Origin of the sequence: Alkalicaulis satelles, from assembly GCF_008630495.1 — a bacterium.
In the GTDB taxonomy this organism is placed as follows: Bacteria; Pseudomonadota; Alphaproteobacteria; order Caulobacterales; family Maricaulaceae; genus Oceanicaulis; species Oceanicaulis satelles.
In genome coordinates, this window is record NZ_VWOJ01000002.1 from 15,001 (window position 1) to 30,530 (window position 15,530).

A 15,530-nucleotide genomic window follows, 5' to 3' on the forward strand; every position below is an offset into this window, starting at 1 on the left:
GCAGCGTTCGCCCGCGCCAACACAGCCCTGGGCCATGCGCTGGCGCTGCTGGGCGCGGCGCTGTTCGGGGCGGCTATCATGCTCACCGCCCAGACCTTCAATATCAGCGCCTTCCGCAATACCGGGGTCCTGATCTGGGCCGCAGGCGCGCTGATCACCGCCATCGCCCTGCCCTCCCGGCCGGTGCTGATTCTCGCCGCCGCGCTGGGCGGGCTGTGGGCCGGGCTGGAGGCGGACAATCCCTTCGCGCCCGGGCCTGTGTGGAGCTATCTGGCCGTGTGGGCTGTGACAGCCCTCTTCGCCGTGCGCCTGAAATCGGCCATCAGCCTGCATCTGTTGTCGGCGGGCCTGATCATATGGACCGGCCACACGCTCTATGAGCTGCTGGGCGGATACGCGTTCGATTCGCGCCACGGCGCCGCCGCCTTCATCCTGGTCACCGGCGCGCTGGCGGTCAGCGCCAGCCTGGCGCGCGACAGACAGGTGGAGGGCGCAGGCGTGCTGGCGGGCTGGATGGCCTGCGCAGCGGCGCTGGGCGCGCTGTTCCTGCAGGGCGAGGGGCGCTATGGCGCCGATGAGGATGCCGCCGCGCACCTGCGATACTGGATCGCGGCCGGCGCCAGCTTCGCCATCATCGCCGCAGGCCTGTTCGCGCGCTGGCGCCAGGAGACGCTCGCGCCTCTCGCCGCCGCCGGGCTGGCGGGCGCAGCCGCCTTCATCGCACTGTTTCCGGCCATGCCCCTGCCCGGTCTGGCCGCTGACATCGTGCTGGGCGCCGTGATCTATGCCGGCGCTGCGGCGCTGGTCATTGCAGGCGCTGCGCCCTCGCGCCGCTTCGCCGGGGCGCTGGGGGTGACGGTGTTCGCCCTGCAATCGCTCTATGTCTACACCCGCCTGTTCGGCGATCTGCTGAACACGGCGGCCTTCTTCTTCATTGGCGGCCTGCTGCTGATCGCCCTGTCCGTGGTGATCGGGCGCTGGGCGCGCCGCGCCGGCCAGGACACCGCATCATGAGCGCGCCCGTGCGCCTGATCCTCATCGCCATCGCCATGACCGGCGTTTTGTCCGCCATGGTGGCCGGCCACGCCCTGCAGCGCGCCGGGGGGACGGAAGTCCGGCTGGAGATGACGCCCGTCGATCCGCGCGACCTGCTTCTGGGCCATTACGCCATTCTCAACACCCCCCTGCACACGCTGGAGCTGACCGGCCTCACCGATATGCCTGAGGCCTTCGCGCGCGGGGATGTGATCTTTGTGTCCCTCGTCCCGGACGAGGCCGGCGCCTGGCGGGCCGGGGGCGTGCACAAGCGCCATCCTGGCGAGGGCGTGGTGATGCGCGGCATGGTGTATGCCACCCGCTCCCTGCGCCCGGCGCGCTTTGACCGGTCCGTGACCGATCCGCAGGCGGATGAGCGCGAGGCTGAGCCGCGCGTCCAGCTGACCATCCGCTATAATCTGGAGCGCTATTACGCCGCGCGCGAGGAAGCGCTGGCGCTGGAGCGTTTGCGCGAGGAATCGCGCCTGCGCCTGATCGTGTCGGTGGGCGCATCAGGCGATGCGGTGATCAAGGGCCTGGAGATTGACGGCGAGGATCATCTCGACCGCCTGTTCTGACTGTTCGTGAAAGCGCCGGCCTGATCACCCGCGCCGCACGCCAAAGACCCGCACGAAGGCGGGATAGGCGATCATCCCCGTCAGCAGCCCGCCGATATGGCCGGTCCAGGCGATGGGCAGGTTGAGCCAGGGATCGATCAGCACCATCACGATATGCAGGCCCAGAAGCGGCACGGACAGGCGCAGCATGCCGCGCCGCCCGCCTTCGGCCCAGCCGCCCGCCGCCCACAGCCCCATGGCCGCCGTCGACGCGCCCGCCATGACGGTGGACTGATCCATATGAAACAGCATGTGCAGGCCCGCGCCCGCGCCCGCGCAGGCGAAGAAGAACAGGAAAAACCCGGCCGCGCCGCGCAGATCGGTCCCGAACGGGCGCGCCGCCGCCGATCCGAAGGCCAGCACAACGCCCAGATTGAGCAGCATGTGCACCCAGCCGAAATGCAGGAAGACATGGGCGAAGGCCGGCGCCAGCCCGCCCAGCGGCCCCGTTCCCATGCGCTCGGCCATCTCTCCGGTGCGCACGCCGGCCAGATTGACCAGGGCCTGATGGAAGGCCCCGTCGCCATAGCTCGCCGACCACCAGTCCAGCGTATGAGCGGCGATGATCAGGGCCGACAGCGCCAGTATGGCCGGCGGCATGGCGTTGAACACCGGCTGGCGGGGCGCAGGCGGCTGCGGGTCTGAGGGCGGCGGGGGCGCGTCCTGTCCGGGACCGGTCATGGCGTGTCCTTTGATCGGGCGCGGGCGGGCGGTGGCACGCGGGTTGCACCCTCAGGGCCGAAACGTCTTCAAAGAGGACACATACACCATGGCCCGCCCCCTTGTAGCCCTTCCTGCCGCCGTTATCGGCTGCGTTCTGTGCGCTGGCGCCGCCAGCGCCAATCCGTCGGACTGGAACCGCCCCTACGGCCAGACCCATGCCGACGCCAGCCAGCCCTATCCCGGCGCACGCAGCCGGGCGGGCAATCGCGTGGTGATCAATGGCGTGATCCAGACCGGCGTCGGCGTCTCGGCCCAGGCCAGCGCTCAGGCGCAAGCCGGGGTCGGCGGGGCGCTCCAGGGCGGCGCCGGGGGCCATATGGGCTTCAACCAGGCCACCGCCATCGGCAATCAGCTCAATGTGGTGGTCCAGGGCAATTATAATGTGGTGGTGGTCAATAGCCGCCAGACCAATACCGGACAGATCAACGCCAATGCCGGCAATTCCGGTCAGGCCGCGCAAGCGGGGGACAATGACAATGACTAGGATGCGTTCCCTTCTCGTGGCGGCGGTCAGCGCGCTCAGCGTCACCGCCTGCGCCACCAGCCAGTCCGGCTCGGACGGGCTGTACGCGGAGCCCACCGGCGGCTCGCCCGTGGTGCCCAACCCGACCCCCTATTCCCAGGCGCTGGTGTGCATGTCGGCCCATGCCCGCAATGCCGGGCGCGCTGCGCCGCGCATCGCGGTTGGCCGCATCGCCGACTATACCGGCCAGCTGGCGCCTGAAGGCGGCACGCGTGTCACCCAGGGCGGCTCGCTGATGGCGATGAGTGCGCTGGCCAAGGCCGGCGTGCGCCTGGTGGAGCGCTTTGACACATCGGTGGCCGAGCTGGAGCTGCGCTACGCCAACAACCAGCTGATCACCGACGAGAGCGAGGAACAGGGCTTCCGCCAGATCTATGCCGGCTCGATCCCGGGCTCGGACTATTTCCTGGTGGGCGGCATCACCGAGCTGAACGCCAATATCCGTTCCAACGGCCAGGACGTGTTCGCCGGCGACCGCGTCGATTCCAGCCCTGCGGGCGTATTCTCGCGCCGGCTCTATGTGATGAATGTGGGTCTCGACCTGCGCCTGATCGATTCGCGCACGCTGGAAGTGGTCGATGTGGTCTCCTACCAGAAGCAGATCATCGGCCGCGAACTGTCTGCAGGCGTGTTCGCCTTCTTCGGCGACGCCGTGGTGGACGTGTCCGCCGGCGGGCGCTCGCTGGAGCCGGTCCAGCTGGCCGTGCGCTCGGTGATCGAGCGCGCCGTGCTGGAGATGACCTCCACCCTCTATGGCGTAAACCCGGAACGGGTCTGCGCCTATAACGACCCGCTGGGTCCGTCCAATGTCACCGGCGGCGTCCAGCTTCACACCCGTTACGCGCCCACGGAGGCTCCCTATGTCCAGGCTCGCACGAGCGTTGATCGCGGGCACCAGCGCCGCGACGCTGATATCCGCAGCCAGCTTCGCGGAACCTTCCAGTAAGGTCACGCTGGACCAGGCCAATTCCGGCCCCAACACCGCCTCGGACGAGGTGAGCGTGGGGGTGGGCGAATCGGTGAACTCCAGCGCTCTGGTCCAGGCCAATTCGGCCACCGGTTTCATTACCGACTGGACCGCCGTGACCGGGTCCCAGACCTTCACCGGCAGCGCCGATGCGCGCTCGGAAGTGGAAGCGGACGAGATCTGGTCCTGGATCATTTCCGGCGCCTCGGCCCAGGGCAATGGCCTGAGCGTGACGTCCATGGATGATCTGGATATGGACCTTGTCCAGTCCGCGGGCGCAGACTCGCGCGTGAGCGCTTTGTCACAGCTGCGCATCTCGGACTATACCGCCCACGTGATCCAGACCGCCTCGGCCAGCGCCAATGCGGTTGAGATCAGCGCGGCCTATGGCGCGCCCGATGTCAATCTGGTCCAGAGCGCTGACGGCGAAACCCGGGCCGATGTGCGCCTCGATGCGGAAAACGCGCGTATCGAAGATGTGGCCACCGCCGCCCAGGCCGCCGGCAACAGCCTTGTGGCCGCCGGCTATGACGCCGATCCCATCGCCTATATCGACCAGTCCCAGACCGGGACGGTGACGGCCGAGACCGAAATCACCGCGCGCGACGTGCACTGGGGCCTGACCGCCGCCAGCGAGGCGGCCGGCAATACCGCCGTCATCACCAATGACTGGGGCTATGCCCATCTGCAGGGCGCCCAGACCAATTCCGGCGATGTGACCGCGCGCACGGTGGTCAATCTGGGCGAGTTCTCCAATGGCGTGGCCACGGCCAGCGCCCATGGCGTGGGCAATAACGCGCTGGTGTCCAATATCGGCGCAGACGCCTGGACCGGCGTGACCCAGACCAATAGCGGCGCGGTCACGGCCGAAGCCTGGTTCACCGGCGGGCATAATGGCGGATCGGGCGTGGGCGGCGGCGTCGTGGCGTCCGCCTCGGCCATCGGCAACGCCCAGTCGGGCTATATCTGCGCGGACTGCCCGGTGGGCCTGACCGCCAATATCGACCAGGCCAATTCAGGCGCGGTGAGCGCGCATGCGCGCACCCGCTCACCCGGCTACACGCCTTTCATCTCCAGTTCTGCAACGGCGGTGGGCAATGCCGCCACCTTCTCCACCCGCACGCAGAACTGACCGCAGATCACCCACCCAAAGGCCTTTACGCCCCCGGATCAGCCTGATCCGGGGGTTTTTCTGACCGGGCGCCCAGACGGGCTGTTCGCGCGCGCGCGGGTGTGAAACCATGGCGCTTCCCCTCCCATCAGCCTCAGCCAGCAGAGAGATCCCATGGACCAGCGCGAATTTGACATTGTGGTGTTCGGCGCCACCGGCTTCACCGGCAAGCTTGTGGCCGAATATCTCGCCCAGAACTATGGCGCGCAGTTGCGCTGGGCCATGGCGGGGCGCTCGGCGGACAAGCTGGCCGCGGTGCGTGATGAAATCGGCGCCAGCCCCGGCACGCCCCTGATCACCGCCGACAGCGCCGATCCGGCCTCTCTCAAGGCCATGGCCGCACGCGCCAAAGCCGTGATCACCACTGTGGGCCCCTATCAGACATACGGCGAACCGCTGGTGGAAGCCTGCATCGCGGCCGGGACTGATTATGTCGATCTGTGCGGCGAACCGGCCTGGATGCGCGACATCATCACCCGCCATGACGCGGCGGCCAAAGCCTCCGGCGCCCGCATCGTGCTGTCGTGCGGCTTTGATTCGATCCCGTTTGATCTGGGCGTCTACTTCCTGCAGCGCGAAGCCATGGCGCGCACCGGCAAGCCCGTCACCCGGGTCAAGGGCCGGGTACGCAAGATGAAGGGCACGTTTTCAGGCGGCACGGCGGCGAGCTTCGCCGAGACCATGGCCCGCGCCGCACGCGAGCCCGAGGTCATCGACTGGCTCAAGGATCCCTTTTCCCTGACTCCGGGTTTCCGCGGCCCCGACCAGCCCCATGGCGCCAAGCCTGTCTATGAAGAGGATCTGGGCAGCTGGTCGGCGCCCTTCATCATGGCCGCCATCAACACCAAGAATGTCCACCGCTCCAATCTTCTGCTCGGCCATCTCTACGGGACGGACTTCGTCTATGACGAAATGCTGCTGACCGGACCGGGCGATGAGGGCGAGGCGATCGCCAATCACGTGGCCAGGGACCGCTCCATGGCCGAGAATCCGCCCAAGCCCGGCGAAGGCCCCTCGCGCGAGGAGCGCGAGGCAGGTCATTATCAGGTGATGTTCACCGGCCTGATGGCCAATGGCGAGCGCCTGACCGCCATCGCCGGAGGCGACAGGGATCCCGGCTATGGCTCCACCTCGCGCATGATCAGCGAGTGCGCCCTGGCTCTGGCCCATGATGTCAGCCGGGACCAGACCCCTGGCGGGGTGTGGACGCCCGCCCCGGCGCTGGGCGAAGCGGTGATCAAACGCCTGACCGCACCCCGGGCGGGGCTGTATTTCCGCATCGAGGATTAAGCCGGGCTGGCAGCGTAAACCGGGCGTTCACCACGCCGCCCGGTTTCACGCGCAATGCAGCGCCATGCGCGGTATGAAGTCGGCCATCAGGGGGGCGTCTTCATGACCGGACCGCATACAGGCAATGCCGAGGCGATCAGCCGCGCCGACTGGCGCGCGCGCCCGGTGGTGGTGTGCGAGCCGTCCGCCTTTCTGCGCCGGCTTACCGCCGACATCCTGCGCCAGTCGGGCGCCGGGCGCATCACGGCTGTGGACGATCCTGACGCCGCGCTCTGGTTCATGCGCAATACCCGCCGCGCCGTACTGGTGGCGGGCTGGGGCGAGGCGGGCGGAGCGCCGGACGCCGCCGCCCTGGTGCGCCGCCTGCGCCAGGAGACCGGCCCGGCGGGCCTGGCGCCGGCTGTGATCCTCTCATCCCGGCGCGCCTCACAAGACATTGAACGCGCCCGCGACAGCGGGGTGGACGCGCTGGCCCTGCGCCCGGCCGCCCCGCGCGATGTGACGCTGCGTCTGGACGCGGCGGCTGCGCGCACACGCCCGTTTGTGCAAAGCGAATTCTTCAAGGGTCCTGACCGGCGCCTGCGCCCGGGCGCCGGCGCCGCCTTCAAGCGCGGCGCGGACATCAAGGCGGGCCTGACCACGCCGCTGGAGGCCGCCCGCGCCCAGGCCGAGGCCATGATCATGCGTATGCGCCGCCAACGCGATCCGCTGGCTGCGCGCGTGGGCGCATCGCTTATGGCCTTCCTGGACGGCGCACGCACGCTGGGTCCCGCAGAAGCCGAGATCACCACCCTGCACCGCGCCACCCTGGCCAAGCTGGAAGACCTGCACGCCGCCCCCAAGGACGTGCGCGCCGAAATCGTGGACAGCCTGGAGCGCCTCACCACCCGCCGCCGCGCCGCCTGAGGGGCTGGCGCAAAGCGCGCGCCCGACCTAAACCGGTTTCCATGAGCCAAGACCTTCAATCCCGGCTGGACCAGCTGGCCCCGCTTCTGGTGGCCGGCAGCCCCCATGCCGCCGATCTGGGCTTCACCCTGGACGCTGTCAGCCCGGGCAAGGCCGTGGTGCGCGCGCCCTATCGCGATGATCTCATCGGTGATCCCGAAACCGGCGTGATGCATGGCGGGGTGGTGACCGCGCTTCTGGACCACGCTGCAGGCACGGCGGCCTTTGCAGGCCTCGGCGGCGACAAGGCGCTGGCCACGCTGGATCTGCGCATTGATTACATGCGTCCCGCCAAGCCGGGCTGTGACGTGATCGCCGAAGCGCACACGGTCAAGGTCTCCGGCCTGATCGCCTTTGTCAGCGCCATCGCCCATGACGGCGACCGCACTGATCCGGTGGCCACCGCTCACGCCGCCTTCATGGTTTCGCGCGTCAGCCAGGAGGCCGCCGACCGGGTGCGCGCCGATATCGAGGCGGGCCGCGCCGGCCCCTTCACCCGCACGCCGGGTCCGGGCGAGAGGGGAGGCGCACGATGAGCGAACGCCTCGCCCTGTTGATGAACAGCCCCTATGTGCGCCGCCTGGGCGTGCGGTTTGATGATCATGGTGACGAGCTGACGGGCATATTGCCCTATGCCGACACGCTGGTGGGCAATCCGCTGATCCCGGCCCTGCATGGCGGGGCGATTGGCGCGTTCATGGAGATCACGGCGGCCGCCGGGCTGCTGGCCGCCAGCGATCTGGCCGCCCTGCCCAAGCCCATCGATGTGTCCATCGACTATCTGCGCCCGGTCCGGCCCGCCGACGTCTATGCGCGCGCGGCCATCACGCGCCAGGGTTCACGCGTCTCCAATGTGCGGGTGGAAGCCTGGCAGGAGCGCCGCGCCGCACCGGTCGCGGCGCTCCATGGCCATTTCCTTGTCAAACCGGCCGGCGGCGAGCGCTAGAGCGCAATCCGAAAAGTGGGGACCGGTTTTCGGATAAATTGCGCTCCAGATAATTGACTAGGCGCGTGCGGCCTGACGCAGTCAGGTCAGAGCACGCCCTAGCCTTCGATCTGCCACGAGGCGTTGATGGTGACCTCGATGGTCAGCTCGCCCGCCGCCACCGGCGTGGACGCATCTTCCATGCGCATGGCCACCGAGGCATAGACCGGCTGAGGGCGGTAGCCACCGCTTTCGCTGATGCTCACCAGGCGCGTGACGCGGAAACCGGCCGCCTCGGCATAGAGATCGCGCAGGCCGTTGAGCTCGGTCACCGCGGCGCGGCGCGCCGCGTTGCGGGCCTCGGCCTCGCCCGAATAGGAGAAGTTCACCCCTTCAAGCTGGTTGGCGCCGGCATTGACCAGCGCGTCGATCACCGCGCCGGTGCGGTCGAGATCGCGGATCAGGGCGCTGACCGTGTTGCGCGCCTCATAGGCGACGATGCGGGCCGGTTCTTCCGATCCGCGCGCAGGCTGGGAATAGACCGGCGAGACGGTGAGCTGGCGCGTCTGCATGTCGCGCTCAGCCACGCCGGCGCGGCGCAGCTGGGCGAAGACGCGCTCCATAGCCTGGCTGTTGGCGCGCAGCGCCTCGGCGGCGGTATTGGCGCGCGTGACCACGCCGGACGAGACCCGCGCCTGATCAGGCGTGACGGACACCGATCCGGTGGCGCTCAGCGACAGGCGGGCGGGCTCCTCATCGGCCAGAGCCGCAGGGGTGAAGGCGACAAGGGCGGTGAGAACCGGGATGAGGGCAAGGCGGCGCATGGGCGATCTCCTTTATGCAAATGACAGGTTCGCAGCTGACGCCCGCTTCGCGGCGCGATTGGGGCGGGCGCAAGGCGGTGACGGGGAAATGGCGTTAACGCGCCCTCGGCGCCCCGCCACGCTGCGCGCCTGCACTCTACCACCCCGCGCCCCGCGATGCGCGCTTGGCGCGCGCGCAGTAGCGCGCTATGAAACCGGCCTCGCGCGACACGCGCCGGGCCTGTAGCTCAATTGGTTAGAGCCGGCGGCTCATAACCGCTTGGTTGGGGGTTCGAGTCCCTCCGGGCCCACCAGTTTTTCTTGTGCTCAGACCCGTCCGGGTCTTCGCGTCCTCCCCCGGATCAAGTCCGGGGTGCGGGCGCGCGGTCGCGCTTGCGGGGCTTCGCCCCGGAGGCTGTGTCCTCTCTCGCTCCGCTCGGTCGGTCCTCGCTAACGCTGTGGACGGGCCGTCGCGCTTGCTAACCCGGATGGGTTCGGAGGTGGGCTGCCCATTGTTCTGAAAGCCGTTACGGCGTCTGCGTCACCGACCTGAATGTGAGTGACACGCGGCGGGTGCGCGCTGTGCGCACGCCTTCGATGACATCAGAACGCCGCGCAGGAATGGCGTGAGTCCACTCATATCGCGCGGGGCCGGACAGGACGAGCAAGCTCCCCTCCGGCAGCACATGGCTTCGGCGCACGCCTGTAGCCGCGTGGCGGAACTCCATTTCGACCATGCCGCCCAGACTGAGTGAGGCGATGACCGGACCGAAGCAAGGCACGCAGTCGATATGCGCAGAAATGCCCTGCCCCGGCAGATACTCATTGACGATCACCTGATCGGGAATGGCGCCGAACCCGCCCTCAACCCCCACCGCCTCAGCCAGTGGCGCCAGCCAGCCCGGCAAAGGTCCCAGACGCAAATCCTGCGTCACCTGCCGCGCACGATAATCATAGCGCCACCCGTAATGCTGAACCCGCCGTTTGAGATCATCACGCCATGGGTTGGCGTCGACTTCGGCCAGAAGGCGGCTTGCAGTCTCAGGCGAGACGAAGTCTCGAAAGGAAAATGCCCCGGGAGGCATAGTCATCTCTGCCAAGGTTTCACCGCCCAACCGGCCTGAAAATCCATGTGCTGCAGGATCGATACTTCCCCAATGCGCTTTCATTCGCATTGTTCGTGTTGACATGACCATATCCCGACCATGCCGACCTATAAAATGGCAACACTTCGATCACCTCACACTCTGCCCATTGGGCGGCTGCCGGCAAATCAAAAGCCCCGAGATGATGTGGATTGTTTACAATGGTCACCACGATAAGTCCGCTTCCGGTTAAGCGCGAGCGCGCAGAATTGAGAAACCGCCTCACAAGCACATGATTGTCCGTACGTCCGTGAACAGACCGGCGGGTGCCCGTGTTTGGGAACTGGAATGCGATCAACTCAGCTCGGGAGGGCAATCGAGCGTCTTCCAGATGGCGGGCATCAATATCGTGAAGGACTTTTGCCCCTGTATCCGCCAGTGCAAGCGCATTGAGCCGACCGCTCGGGCTCAGAGCACGCTGAGACTCGTATGTAGACGCAACGATGTGTGCCGCTTGACTTTTCGGGTGTCGCGCCAGAGCGAGCGAAAAACTGAGATCACCTTCACCGACAAAAAGGCACGGCCCCCTGCGGGTCATAGCGGGAAAATCGAAGGTGCGGCGCTTTAGTTCTAACAGCGCGACCAATCGCTGAAATGCGATCGCAACTTCATTATCTGCTGCCGACTGGTCTGCCAGCACGACGCTTGGCACGAGACTAAAATTCATTGGTTGCCTCAATTCTAGTGCTTGAGGCTTTTCAGTTTCTCACGCCATTTGAAGGGGAGGATTTCTGATAACGTATTTCCGTTGTTTCGCTTGTAACGCCTAGCGAGTTAGCTCCGTCGAATGCGGCAAAGATTAAATCTGTTTGGCACCACTCACCCAAGCAGTCGGCTCCAACAAGGCCTTGGGATTGGAGAAGCCCCCCCTCAAACCCGCCGCGTCTCCCGTCTCGTCATCCACCTCAGCACCGGCGCGGGCGCGAGCTTCATCAGCCACATGGCCCTTCGCATGGCGGCGCCGGTGAGGACGAAGGGGCGTTTGTTGTCGAGGCCTTCGATTATGTCGCGCGCCACTTCTTCGGCCGTGGTGGCAGTGAAGCTGGTGAAGGTGCGCACGCCCTCCATCCCGGCGCGTTTGAGGAAGGGGGTGTCGGATATGGCCGACGGGCACACCGTCATCACCCGCACCGGGCTGTTGGCTTCCTCCAGCTCGGCGGTGAGGGCCTCGGAGTAATGCTTCACGAAGGCCTTGGTGGCCGCATAGACGGCGAGGTCGGGCGCAGGGACAAAGGCGGAATTGGACGCGATATTGACGATGGTCCCGCCCCCGCGCGCTTCCATCACCGGCAGGAACAGGCGGGTAAGGGCGTGCAGGGCGCAGATATTGACCGCGATCATGGCCTGCTCGGCCTCCAGCGCGAGGTCCGCCGACGGGCCATAGACGCCAAATCCGGCATTATTGATCAGGAGATCGCACCCGCCCTGCCCTTGCGCCCAGTCCAGAACACGCGCGGGCGCGTCCGGGGCGGCCAGATCCAGGGCGAGCCCGCTGATCACTGCGTCCGGATGGGCGGTGAGAATGTCACCGCGCGCCGCGGCGATCTCGTCTTCGCTCAAGGAGGCCCACAGCAAGCGCCAGCCCCGCCCGGCCAGGCGGCGCGACAGGGCGAGGCCTATCCCGCTTGATCCGCCGGTGATGAGCGCGGTCTGCGTCACGGCAGTCTCTCGGGATAAGCAAACGCGTCCACGCTCTCGCGCTCCAGCCCGCCGACCCAGATGCGGCCCTGCCAGGGCGCCATGCCGGTGGCGCCATAGGGCTGGTCGTCCGGTCCGTGGATCACGTGGACGGGCGTCCCGTCGCGATCCACAGCCAGGATCATCACCGGGCGCGGCGGCAGGGGCGGCAGGCCGGCGATCTGTATCCAGCGCCAGATCAGGCGCTTGACGAAGGGGCGCGGATGCAGCGCCTCGATATCGTCAGCGCGCAGGGAGGGCATGGCGATCCAGAGCAGGCCCGCTTCAGGATCGAAATGCATGTTGTCGGGATAGCCCGGCAGGCCGTCGAGGAAGAGCTCCATCGCGCTGGTGTCCGGGTCCAGCGTCCATACCCGCGCCGCCCAGGTCTCGTTGATATAGACCACGCCCGTGGCCGGATCATGGGTGACGCCATTGGCGAAGGCCAGGCCCTCGGCCAGCACCGCGTAATCGTCCGGCCCGCGCACGCGGTAGATGACGCCCGTCGCCTCGCCCTCCAGATAGGAGGACATGTAGTTCCCGTAGCCATAGCGCTTGGAGGCGTCCGACAGGATCACCGAGCCATCGTCCAGCACGGTGATGTCATCGGTAAAGACCAGCCGGCCGTCGGGTTCCTGCGCCAGCCACACCTCCCAGTCATCGCCGCCCTGATGGCGCAACAGCCCGCGCAGGGCGTCGGCGACGAAAAGCGTCCCGTCCGGACCAAAACCCAGCCCCAGCGGGCGCCCCCCGGTGTTAGCGAACTCGCTCCAGCCGCCCTCAGGATCGCGCGCCATGATGCGCCCGTCCTGCAGACCGGCATACAGCCGCCCGTCCGGGCCGGGCTCGATATCTTCCGCGCCGATCAGGCCCGGTTCGCGAATCTCCGGCTCGACGATTGCTGTGTCGAACAGGGCGGCCAGCGCAGGATCAGGCGTCGTGGGCTCGAACTTCACGGCGTTGAGCGCGCCCGGCCCGTAGGCGGCCAGCACAATCAGCAAGACCAGTGTGGCGAAGATGGAAACGATCCAGCGCAACATGACGAGCCCTCCCCGGCGTCTTCAAGGCGAAGCGTGCGCGAGGCGGCCCGGCGGCGCAAGGGCGCTCAGGTCACCGCCTTGCGCTGCGTAAACTGCGGCTGGTCCCATTCGCGGGTTTCGATCACCTCGGCCAGCGCTGCGCCCGCATCGAACACCTCCTCATGGGAAAGATAGAGCGGGTTGAACCCGTAGCGCATCAGGTCCGGCGCGCGAAAATCGCCGGTGATGCCGCGCGCGATCATCGCCTGTACGATGGCGTAGCCCTGCTCATGGCGCAGCACCACATGCCCGCCGCGCCGCTCGCCAAGGCCCGGACACGCGGTCTCCAGCCCCAGCGAGGCGGCGCGTTCGAGAAGGATATCGCCCAGCACCTGCGCCTTGGCTTCGACCAGCGCCATGTCCACGCCATCATAGGCGTCCAGCGCGCCATCCAGCGCCGACAGGGCCAGGATGGAGGGCGAGCTGGTGCGCCAGCGCCCGATCCCGTCCGCCGGGGCGTAGCCGTCTTCAAATTCAAACGGCTGCTTGTGGCCGAGCCAGCCGGACACCGGATGTTCCAGCCGTGCGATCTCATCGCGCGCGCAATAGAGGAAGGCCGGCGCGCCCGGCCCGCCATTGAGGAATTTGTATCCGCAGCCCACGGCGTATTTCGCGCCCCAGGCCTTGAGCTTCAGGTTTACGAGACCCGTGGCGTGGCTCAGATCCCAGATGATGGCGATCCCGCGCGCCGCCGCCTCACGCTCCCAGCGCTCGAAATCGGCGATGCGCGCGCTCTTGTAATGGACCGCGCTCTTGACCAGCACGCGCACGTCATCGGGCAGCTGTGAGGGCGGCGTGTCCGCCGTCACCCGGTGGAAGGGCGCGCCGGAAATGCGCGACAAGCCCTCCAGCACATGACCGTCGGTGGGAAACTCGCCCGCTTCCGCGGCCAGCGCCCCGCCCTCGCGCGCGATCAGGGCGCCGGCCAGCTTGAAGATATTGACCGTCACCGTGTCGATGGCGATGACCTCGTCGCTCTCCACGCCGATCAGGCGGGACAGGCGCGCGCCGAGCTTCAGCGGCAGATCCATCCAGCCGGCCGCATTCCACGAGCCGATCAGCCCGGCGCCCCACTCATGGCGCGCCGCCGCCTCCAGACGCTCAAGCGCGCTGTGGGGCGGCGGGCCCAGGGAATTGCCGTCGAGATAGATATCGCCCTGCGCCAGCGCAAACAGCGCCCGGCGGCTGTGCAGCGGATCGGCGGCGTCCAGCGCCGCGCAAGCCTCGCGCGTGCGCATGGCGTCAGAGCGGCCCGCGCGCGCTGATGCCCGCGTCAATGATCAGGCACTGGCCGGTCATATAGCTGGACGCATCACTGGACAGGAAGTGGATGGCCGCGGCCATGTCCTCGGGCTGGCCCACGCGCTGGATGGAGAAATTGCGCTTCATCATGTCGTCCAGCGCCGGATTGGAGGTGAGCGCCGAGGCGAGCTTGGTCTCGGTCAGGCCGGGGCACAGCGCGTTCACGCGGATTTTGTGGGCGCCGTATTCCTGGGCCAGCACCTGGGTCATGGAGATGACCGCGGCCTTGGACACCGAATACACGCCCTGGAAGAAGCCGGGGCGGATGCCGTTGATGGAGGCCACATTGACGATGGAGCCGCCGCCCTGGGCCGACATCATCGGGATCGCCAGCGAGGACAGGAAGAACGGGCCTTTGACATTGACCTCCATGGTCTTGTCCCAGGCATTGTCCGGGGTCTTGGCGGCCTCGCCGAAATAGGGGCTGGTGGCGCCGTTATTGACCAGAATGTCCAGACGGCCTTCGGTCTTCTGGATGGAGTCAATCGCCGCCTCGCGGTGCTCGGCTTCGCCCAGGTGCAGAACCATGGCGCGGGCCTGGCCGCCCTCAGCCTTGATCTCGTCAGCCACGCGCTTGCAATCCTCCAGCTTGCGGCTGGAGCAGATCACTGTGGCGCCATTGCGCGCCAGGCGCTTGGCGGCGGCCTCGCCAATGCCGCGGCTGGCGCCGGCGATCAGCGCGACCTTGCCCTTGAGCGACAGATCCTGTTCGGACATGGATTTCCTCCCGGTGGTGTTTTGATCGAAATGTGTTGCGGCGCACCCTAGCGGGGCGGATGCGCAGTGGCGAGCCCTCAGCCGCGCCTGCGCCCCAGCCGCTCGCGCGCGCCGTCATGGATGAGTTTGAGCTCCGCCAGCGTCTGGTCGATCTGACGCTTCTTGGCTTCCAGCGCCTCGATCTCGGCGGCGGTCTTCTCGATCACGAACTCCAGCTGGCGCACCCGCCCCTCGCCTTCGCGGCCATAGAGCTCCAGGAAGGTGCGGATGTCAGACAGCTTCGTGCCGATGGATTTGGCGCGCAGGATCAGGCTCAGCCGCTTGGAGTCGTGCTCGGTATAGACGCGCTGGCCGCCCACACGGCGCGGGCTGATCAGCCCCTTGTCCTCATAGAAGCGTATGGTGCGCTGGCTGACGCCATGGGCCTCAGCCAATTCAGCGATCCCGTAGAGCGTCTCGCTGGCGCTGTCTGTCTTGATGTTCGAGCCCATGGCTTCTCCCTCACGCTCCCAGCCTAGCCAAGGCTGCTGACGTAAACAAGAGACGCTTGACGTATACGTTAGCTTGGGAGAGGCTGAGTGCATGGATCACGGCGGCATGCATCGCCGGAC

18 protein-coding genes and 1 tRNA gene (1 of these 19 running past the window's edge) are annotated in these 15,530 nt (G+C 67.3%); 10 read left to right on the top strand and 9 right to left on the bottom strand.

Going from position 1 to position 15,530, the window contains the following annotated elements; genetic code table 11:
* A protein-coding gene (locus F1654_RS05760; protein WP_150022582.1) for a DUF2157 domain-containing protein crosses the window boundary here: on the top strand, positions 1-1,014 show its 3' portion. 273 nt of this gene lie to the left of the window's left edge; 1,014 of the gene's 1,287 nt are visible here — the last part of the coding sequence; its start codon lies off the left edge, out of view; its stop codon occupies positions 1,012-1,014.
* The gene (locus F1654_RS05765; protein WP_150022583.1) at positions 1,011-1,613 is read left to right on the top strand and encodes a GDYXXLXY domain-containing protein; all 603 of its coding nucleotides are present in this window, start codon (positions 1,011-1,013) and stop codon (positions 1,611-1,613) included. The genes F1654_RS05760 and F1654_RS05765 overlap by 4 nt, the downstream gene beginning before the upstream one ends.
* Before the next feature lie 24 nt (positions 1,614-1,637).
* Here F1654_RS05765 and F1654_RS05770 read toward each other — a convergent pair whose 3' ends face one another.
* Positions 1,638-2,333 (bottom strand): rhomboid family intramembrane serine protease, encoded by a 696-nt coding sequence (locus tag F1654_RS05770; RefSeq protein WP_150022584.1) that lies wholly within the window; start codon positions 2,331-2,333, stop codon positions 1,638-1,640.
* An 88-nt stretch (positions 2,334-2,421) separates the two neighbouring features.
* Between F1654_RS05770 and hfaA the strand changes: the two genes are divergently transcribed.
* The 7 genes from hfaA (at position 2,422) to F1654_RS05805 (ending at position 8,217) form a co-directional block, all read left to right on the top strand.
* Positions 2,422-2,859: a holdfast anchoring protein HfaA gene (hfaA, locus tag F1654_RS05775; RefSeq protein WP_150022585.1), complete on the top strand. Its 438-nt coding sequence runs from the start codon at positions 2,422-2,424 to the stop codon at positions 2,857-2,859.
* Positions 2,852-3,844: a holdfast anchoring protein HfaB gene (gene hfaB / locus F1654_RS05780; protein ID WP_408628090.1), complete on the top strand. Its 993-nt coding sequence runs from the start codon at positions 2,852-2,854 to the stop codon at positions 3,842-3,844. The genes hfaA and hfaB overlap by 8 nt, the downstream gene beginning before the upstream one ends.
* Complete coding sequence (gene hfaD / locus F1654_RS05785; protein WP_150022587.1) at positions 3,759-4,997, top strand: holdfast anchor protein HfaD; 1,239 nt, start codon at positions 3,759-3,761, stop codon at positions 4,995-4,997. Before hfaB ends, hfaD begins: the two co-directional genes overlap by 86 nt.
* 153 nt (positions 4,998-5,150) lie before the next feature.
* Complete coding sequence (locus tag F1654_RS05790) at positions 5,151-6,326, top strand: saccharopine dehydrogenase family protein (RefSeq protein WP_150022588.1); 1,176 nt, start codon at positions 5,151-5,153, stop codon at positions 6,324-6,326.
* A 102-nt stretch (positions 6,327-6,428) separates the two neighbouring features.
* Positions 6,429-7,232 carry a hypothetical protein gene (locus F1654_RS05795; protein ID WP_150022589.1) on the top strand — a complete coding sequence of 268 codons (804 nt, stop codon included), beginning with the start codon at positions 6,429-6,431 and terminating at the stop codon, positions 7,230-7,232.
* Positions 7,233-7,273: 41 nt separating this feature from the next.
* Positions 7,274-7,807, top strand: coding sequence for a PaaI family thioesterase (locus F1654_RS05800; protein WP_150022590.1), 534 nt, complete (start codon positions 7,274-7,276; stop codon positions 7,805-7,807).
* The gene (locus F1654_RS05805; RefSeq protein ID WP_150022591.1) at positions 7,804-8,217 is read left to right on the top strand and encodes a PaaI family thioesterase; all 414 of its coding nucleotides are present in this window, start codon (positions 7,804-7,806) and stop codon (positions 8,215-8,217) included. The genes F1654_RS05800 and F1654_RS05805 overlap by 4 nt, the downstream gene beginning before the upstream one ends.
* Positions 8,218-8,315: 98 nt before the next feature.
* On the opposite strand, the gene F1654_RS05810 is transcribed toward F1654_RS05805, so the two are convergent.
* The gene (locus F1654_RS05810) at positions 8,316-9,020 is read right to left on the bottom strand and encodes an SIMPL domain-containing protein (protein ID WP_150022592.1); all 705 of its coding nucleotides are present in this window, start codon (positions 9,018-9,020) and stop codon (positions 8,316-8,318) included.
* 216 nt (positions 9,021-9,236) lie between these two features.
* On the opposite strand from F1654_RS05810, the gene F1654_RS05815 reads away from it, so the two are divergent.
* A tRNA-Ile gene (locus F1654_RS05815) sits at positions 9,237-9,313 on the top strand.
* A gap of 213 nt (positions 9,314-9,526) precedes the next feature.
* Here the strand turns inward: F1654_RS05815 and F1654_RS05820 are convergent.
* The 7 genes from F1654_RS05820 to F1654_RS05850 form a co-directional block, all read right to left on the bottom strand.
* The gene (locus F1654_RS05820; protein ID WP_150022593.1) at positions 9,527-10,084 is read right to left on the bottom strand and encodes an alpha-ketoglutarate-dependent dioxygenase AlkB; all 558 of its coding nucleotides are present in this window, start codon (positions 10,082-10,084) and stop codon (positions 9,527-9,529) included.
* Between the two features lie 19 nt (positions 10,085-10,103).
* Positions 10,104-10,811 carry a Rossmann-like fold-containing protein gene (locus F1654_RS05825; RefSeq protein ID WP_150022594.1) on the bottom strand — a complete coding sequence of 236 codons (708 nt, stop codon included), beginning with the start codon at positions 10,809-10,811 and terminating at the stop codon, positions 10,104-10,106.
* 203 nt (positions 10,812-11,014) lie between these two features.
* The gene (locus tag F1654_RS05830; protein WP_199200479.1) at positions 11,015-11,803 is read right to left on the bottom strand and encodes an SDR family NAD(P)-dependent oxidoreductase; all 789 of its coding nucleotides are present in this window, start codon (positions 11,801-11,803) and stop codon (positions 11,015-11,017) included.
* The gene (locus F1654_RS05835; protein WP_150022596.1) at positions 11,800-12,861 is read right to left on the bottom strand and encodes an SMP-30/gluconolactonase/LRE family protein; all 1,062 of its coding nucleotides are present in this window, start codon (positions 12,859-12,861) and stop codon (positions 11,800-11,802) included. Before F1654_RS05835 ends, F1654_RS05830 begins: the two co-directional genes overlap by 4 nt.
* Positions 12,862-12,926: 65 nt before the next feature.
* Positions 12,927-14,138 carry a kynureninase/PvdN C-terminal domain-containing protein gene (locus F1654_RS05840; RefSeq protein WP_150022597.1) on the bottom strand — a complete coding sequence of 404 codons (1,212 nt, stop codon included), beginning with the start codon at positions 14,136-14,138 and terminating at the stop codon, positions 12,927-12,929.
* 4 nt (positions 14,139-14,142) lie between these two features.
* Positions 14,143-14,919: a glucose 1-dehydrogenase gene (locus F1654_RS05845; RefSeq protein WP_150022598.1), complete on the bottom strand. Its 777-nt coding sequence runs from the start codon at positions 14,917-14,919 to the stop codon at positions 14,143-14,145.
* Between the two features lie 77 nt (positions 14,920-14,996).
* The gene (locus F1654_RS05850; protein ID WP_150022599.1) at positions 14,997-15,410 is read right to left on the bottom strand and encodes a MerR family transcriptional regulator; all 414 of its coding nucleotides are present in this window, start codon (positions 15,408-15,410) and stop codon (positions 14,997-14,999) included.
* Positions 15,411-15,530 lie beyond the last annotated feature (120 nt).

Coding starts and splice junctions, on each gene's coding strand:
- F1654_RS05765 (WP_150022583.1), top strand. CDS start 1,011: ATGAGCGCGCCCGTGCGCCTGATCCTCATCGCCATCGCCATGACCGGC.
- F1654_RS05770 (WP_150022584.1), bottom strand. CDS start 2,333: ATGACCGGTCCCGGACAGGACGCGCCCCCGCCGCCCTCAGACCCGCAG.
- hfaA (WP_150022585.1), top strand. CDS start 2,422: ATGGCCCGCCCCCTTGTAGCCCTTCCTGCCGCCGTTATCGGCTGCGTT.
- hfaB (WP_408628090.1), top strand. CDS start 2,852: ATGACTAGGATGCGTTCCCTTCTCGTGGCGGCGGTCAGCGCGCTCAGC.
- hfaD (WP_150022587.1), top strand. CDS start 3,759: ATGTCCAGGCTCGCACGAGCGTTGATCGCGGGCACCAGCGCCGCGACG.
- F1654_RS05790 (WP_150022588.1), top strand. CDS start 5,151: ATGGACCAGCGCGAATTTGACATTGTGGTGTTCGGCGCCACCGGCTTC.
- F1654_RS05795 (WP_150022589.1), top strand. CDS start 6,429: ATGACCGGACCGCATACAGGCAATGCCGAGGCGATCAGCCGCGCCGAC.
- F1654_RS05800 (WP_150022590.1), top strand. CDS start 7,274: ATGAGCCAAGACCTTCAATCCCGGCTGGACCAGCTGGCCCCGCTTCTG.
- F1654_RS05805 (WP_150022591.1), top strand. CDS start 7,804: ATGAGCGAACGCCTCGCCCTGTTGATGAACAGCCCCTATGTGCGCCGC.
- F1654_RS05810 (WP_150022592.1), bottom strand. CDS start 9,020: ATGCGCCGCCTTGCCCTCATCCCGGTTCTCACCGCCCTTGTCGCCTTC.
- F1654_RS05820 (WP_150022593.1), bottom strand. CDS start 10,084: ATGCCTCCCGGGGCATTTTCCTTTCGAGACTTCGTCTCGCCTGAGACT.
- F1654_RS05825 (WP_150022594.1), bottom strand. CDS start 10,811: ATGAATTTTAGTCTCGTGCCAAGCGTCGTGCTGGCAGACCAGTCGGCA.
- F1654_RS05835 (WP_150022596.1), bottom strand. CDS start 12,861: ATGTTGCGCTGGATCGTTTCCATCTTCGCCACACTGGTCTTGCTGATT.
- F1654_RS05840 (WP_150022597.1), bottom strand. CDS start 14,138: ATGCGCACGCGCGAGGCTTGCGCGGCGCTGGACGCCGCCGATCCGCTG.
- F1654_RS05845 (WP_150022598.1), bottom strand. CDS start 14,919: ATGTCCGAACAGGATCTGTCGCTCAAGGGCAAGGTCGCGCTGATCGCC.
- F1654_RS05850 (WP_150022599.1), bottom strand. CDS start 15,410: ATGGGCTCGAACATCAAGACAGACAGCGCCAGCGAGACGCTCTACGGG.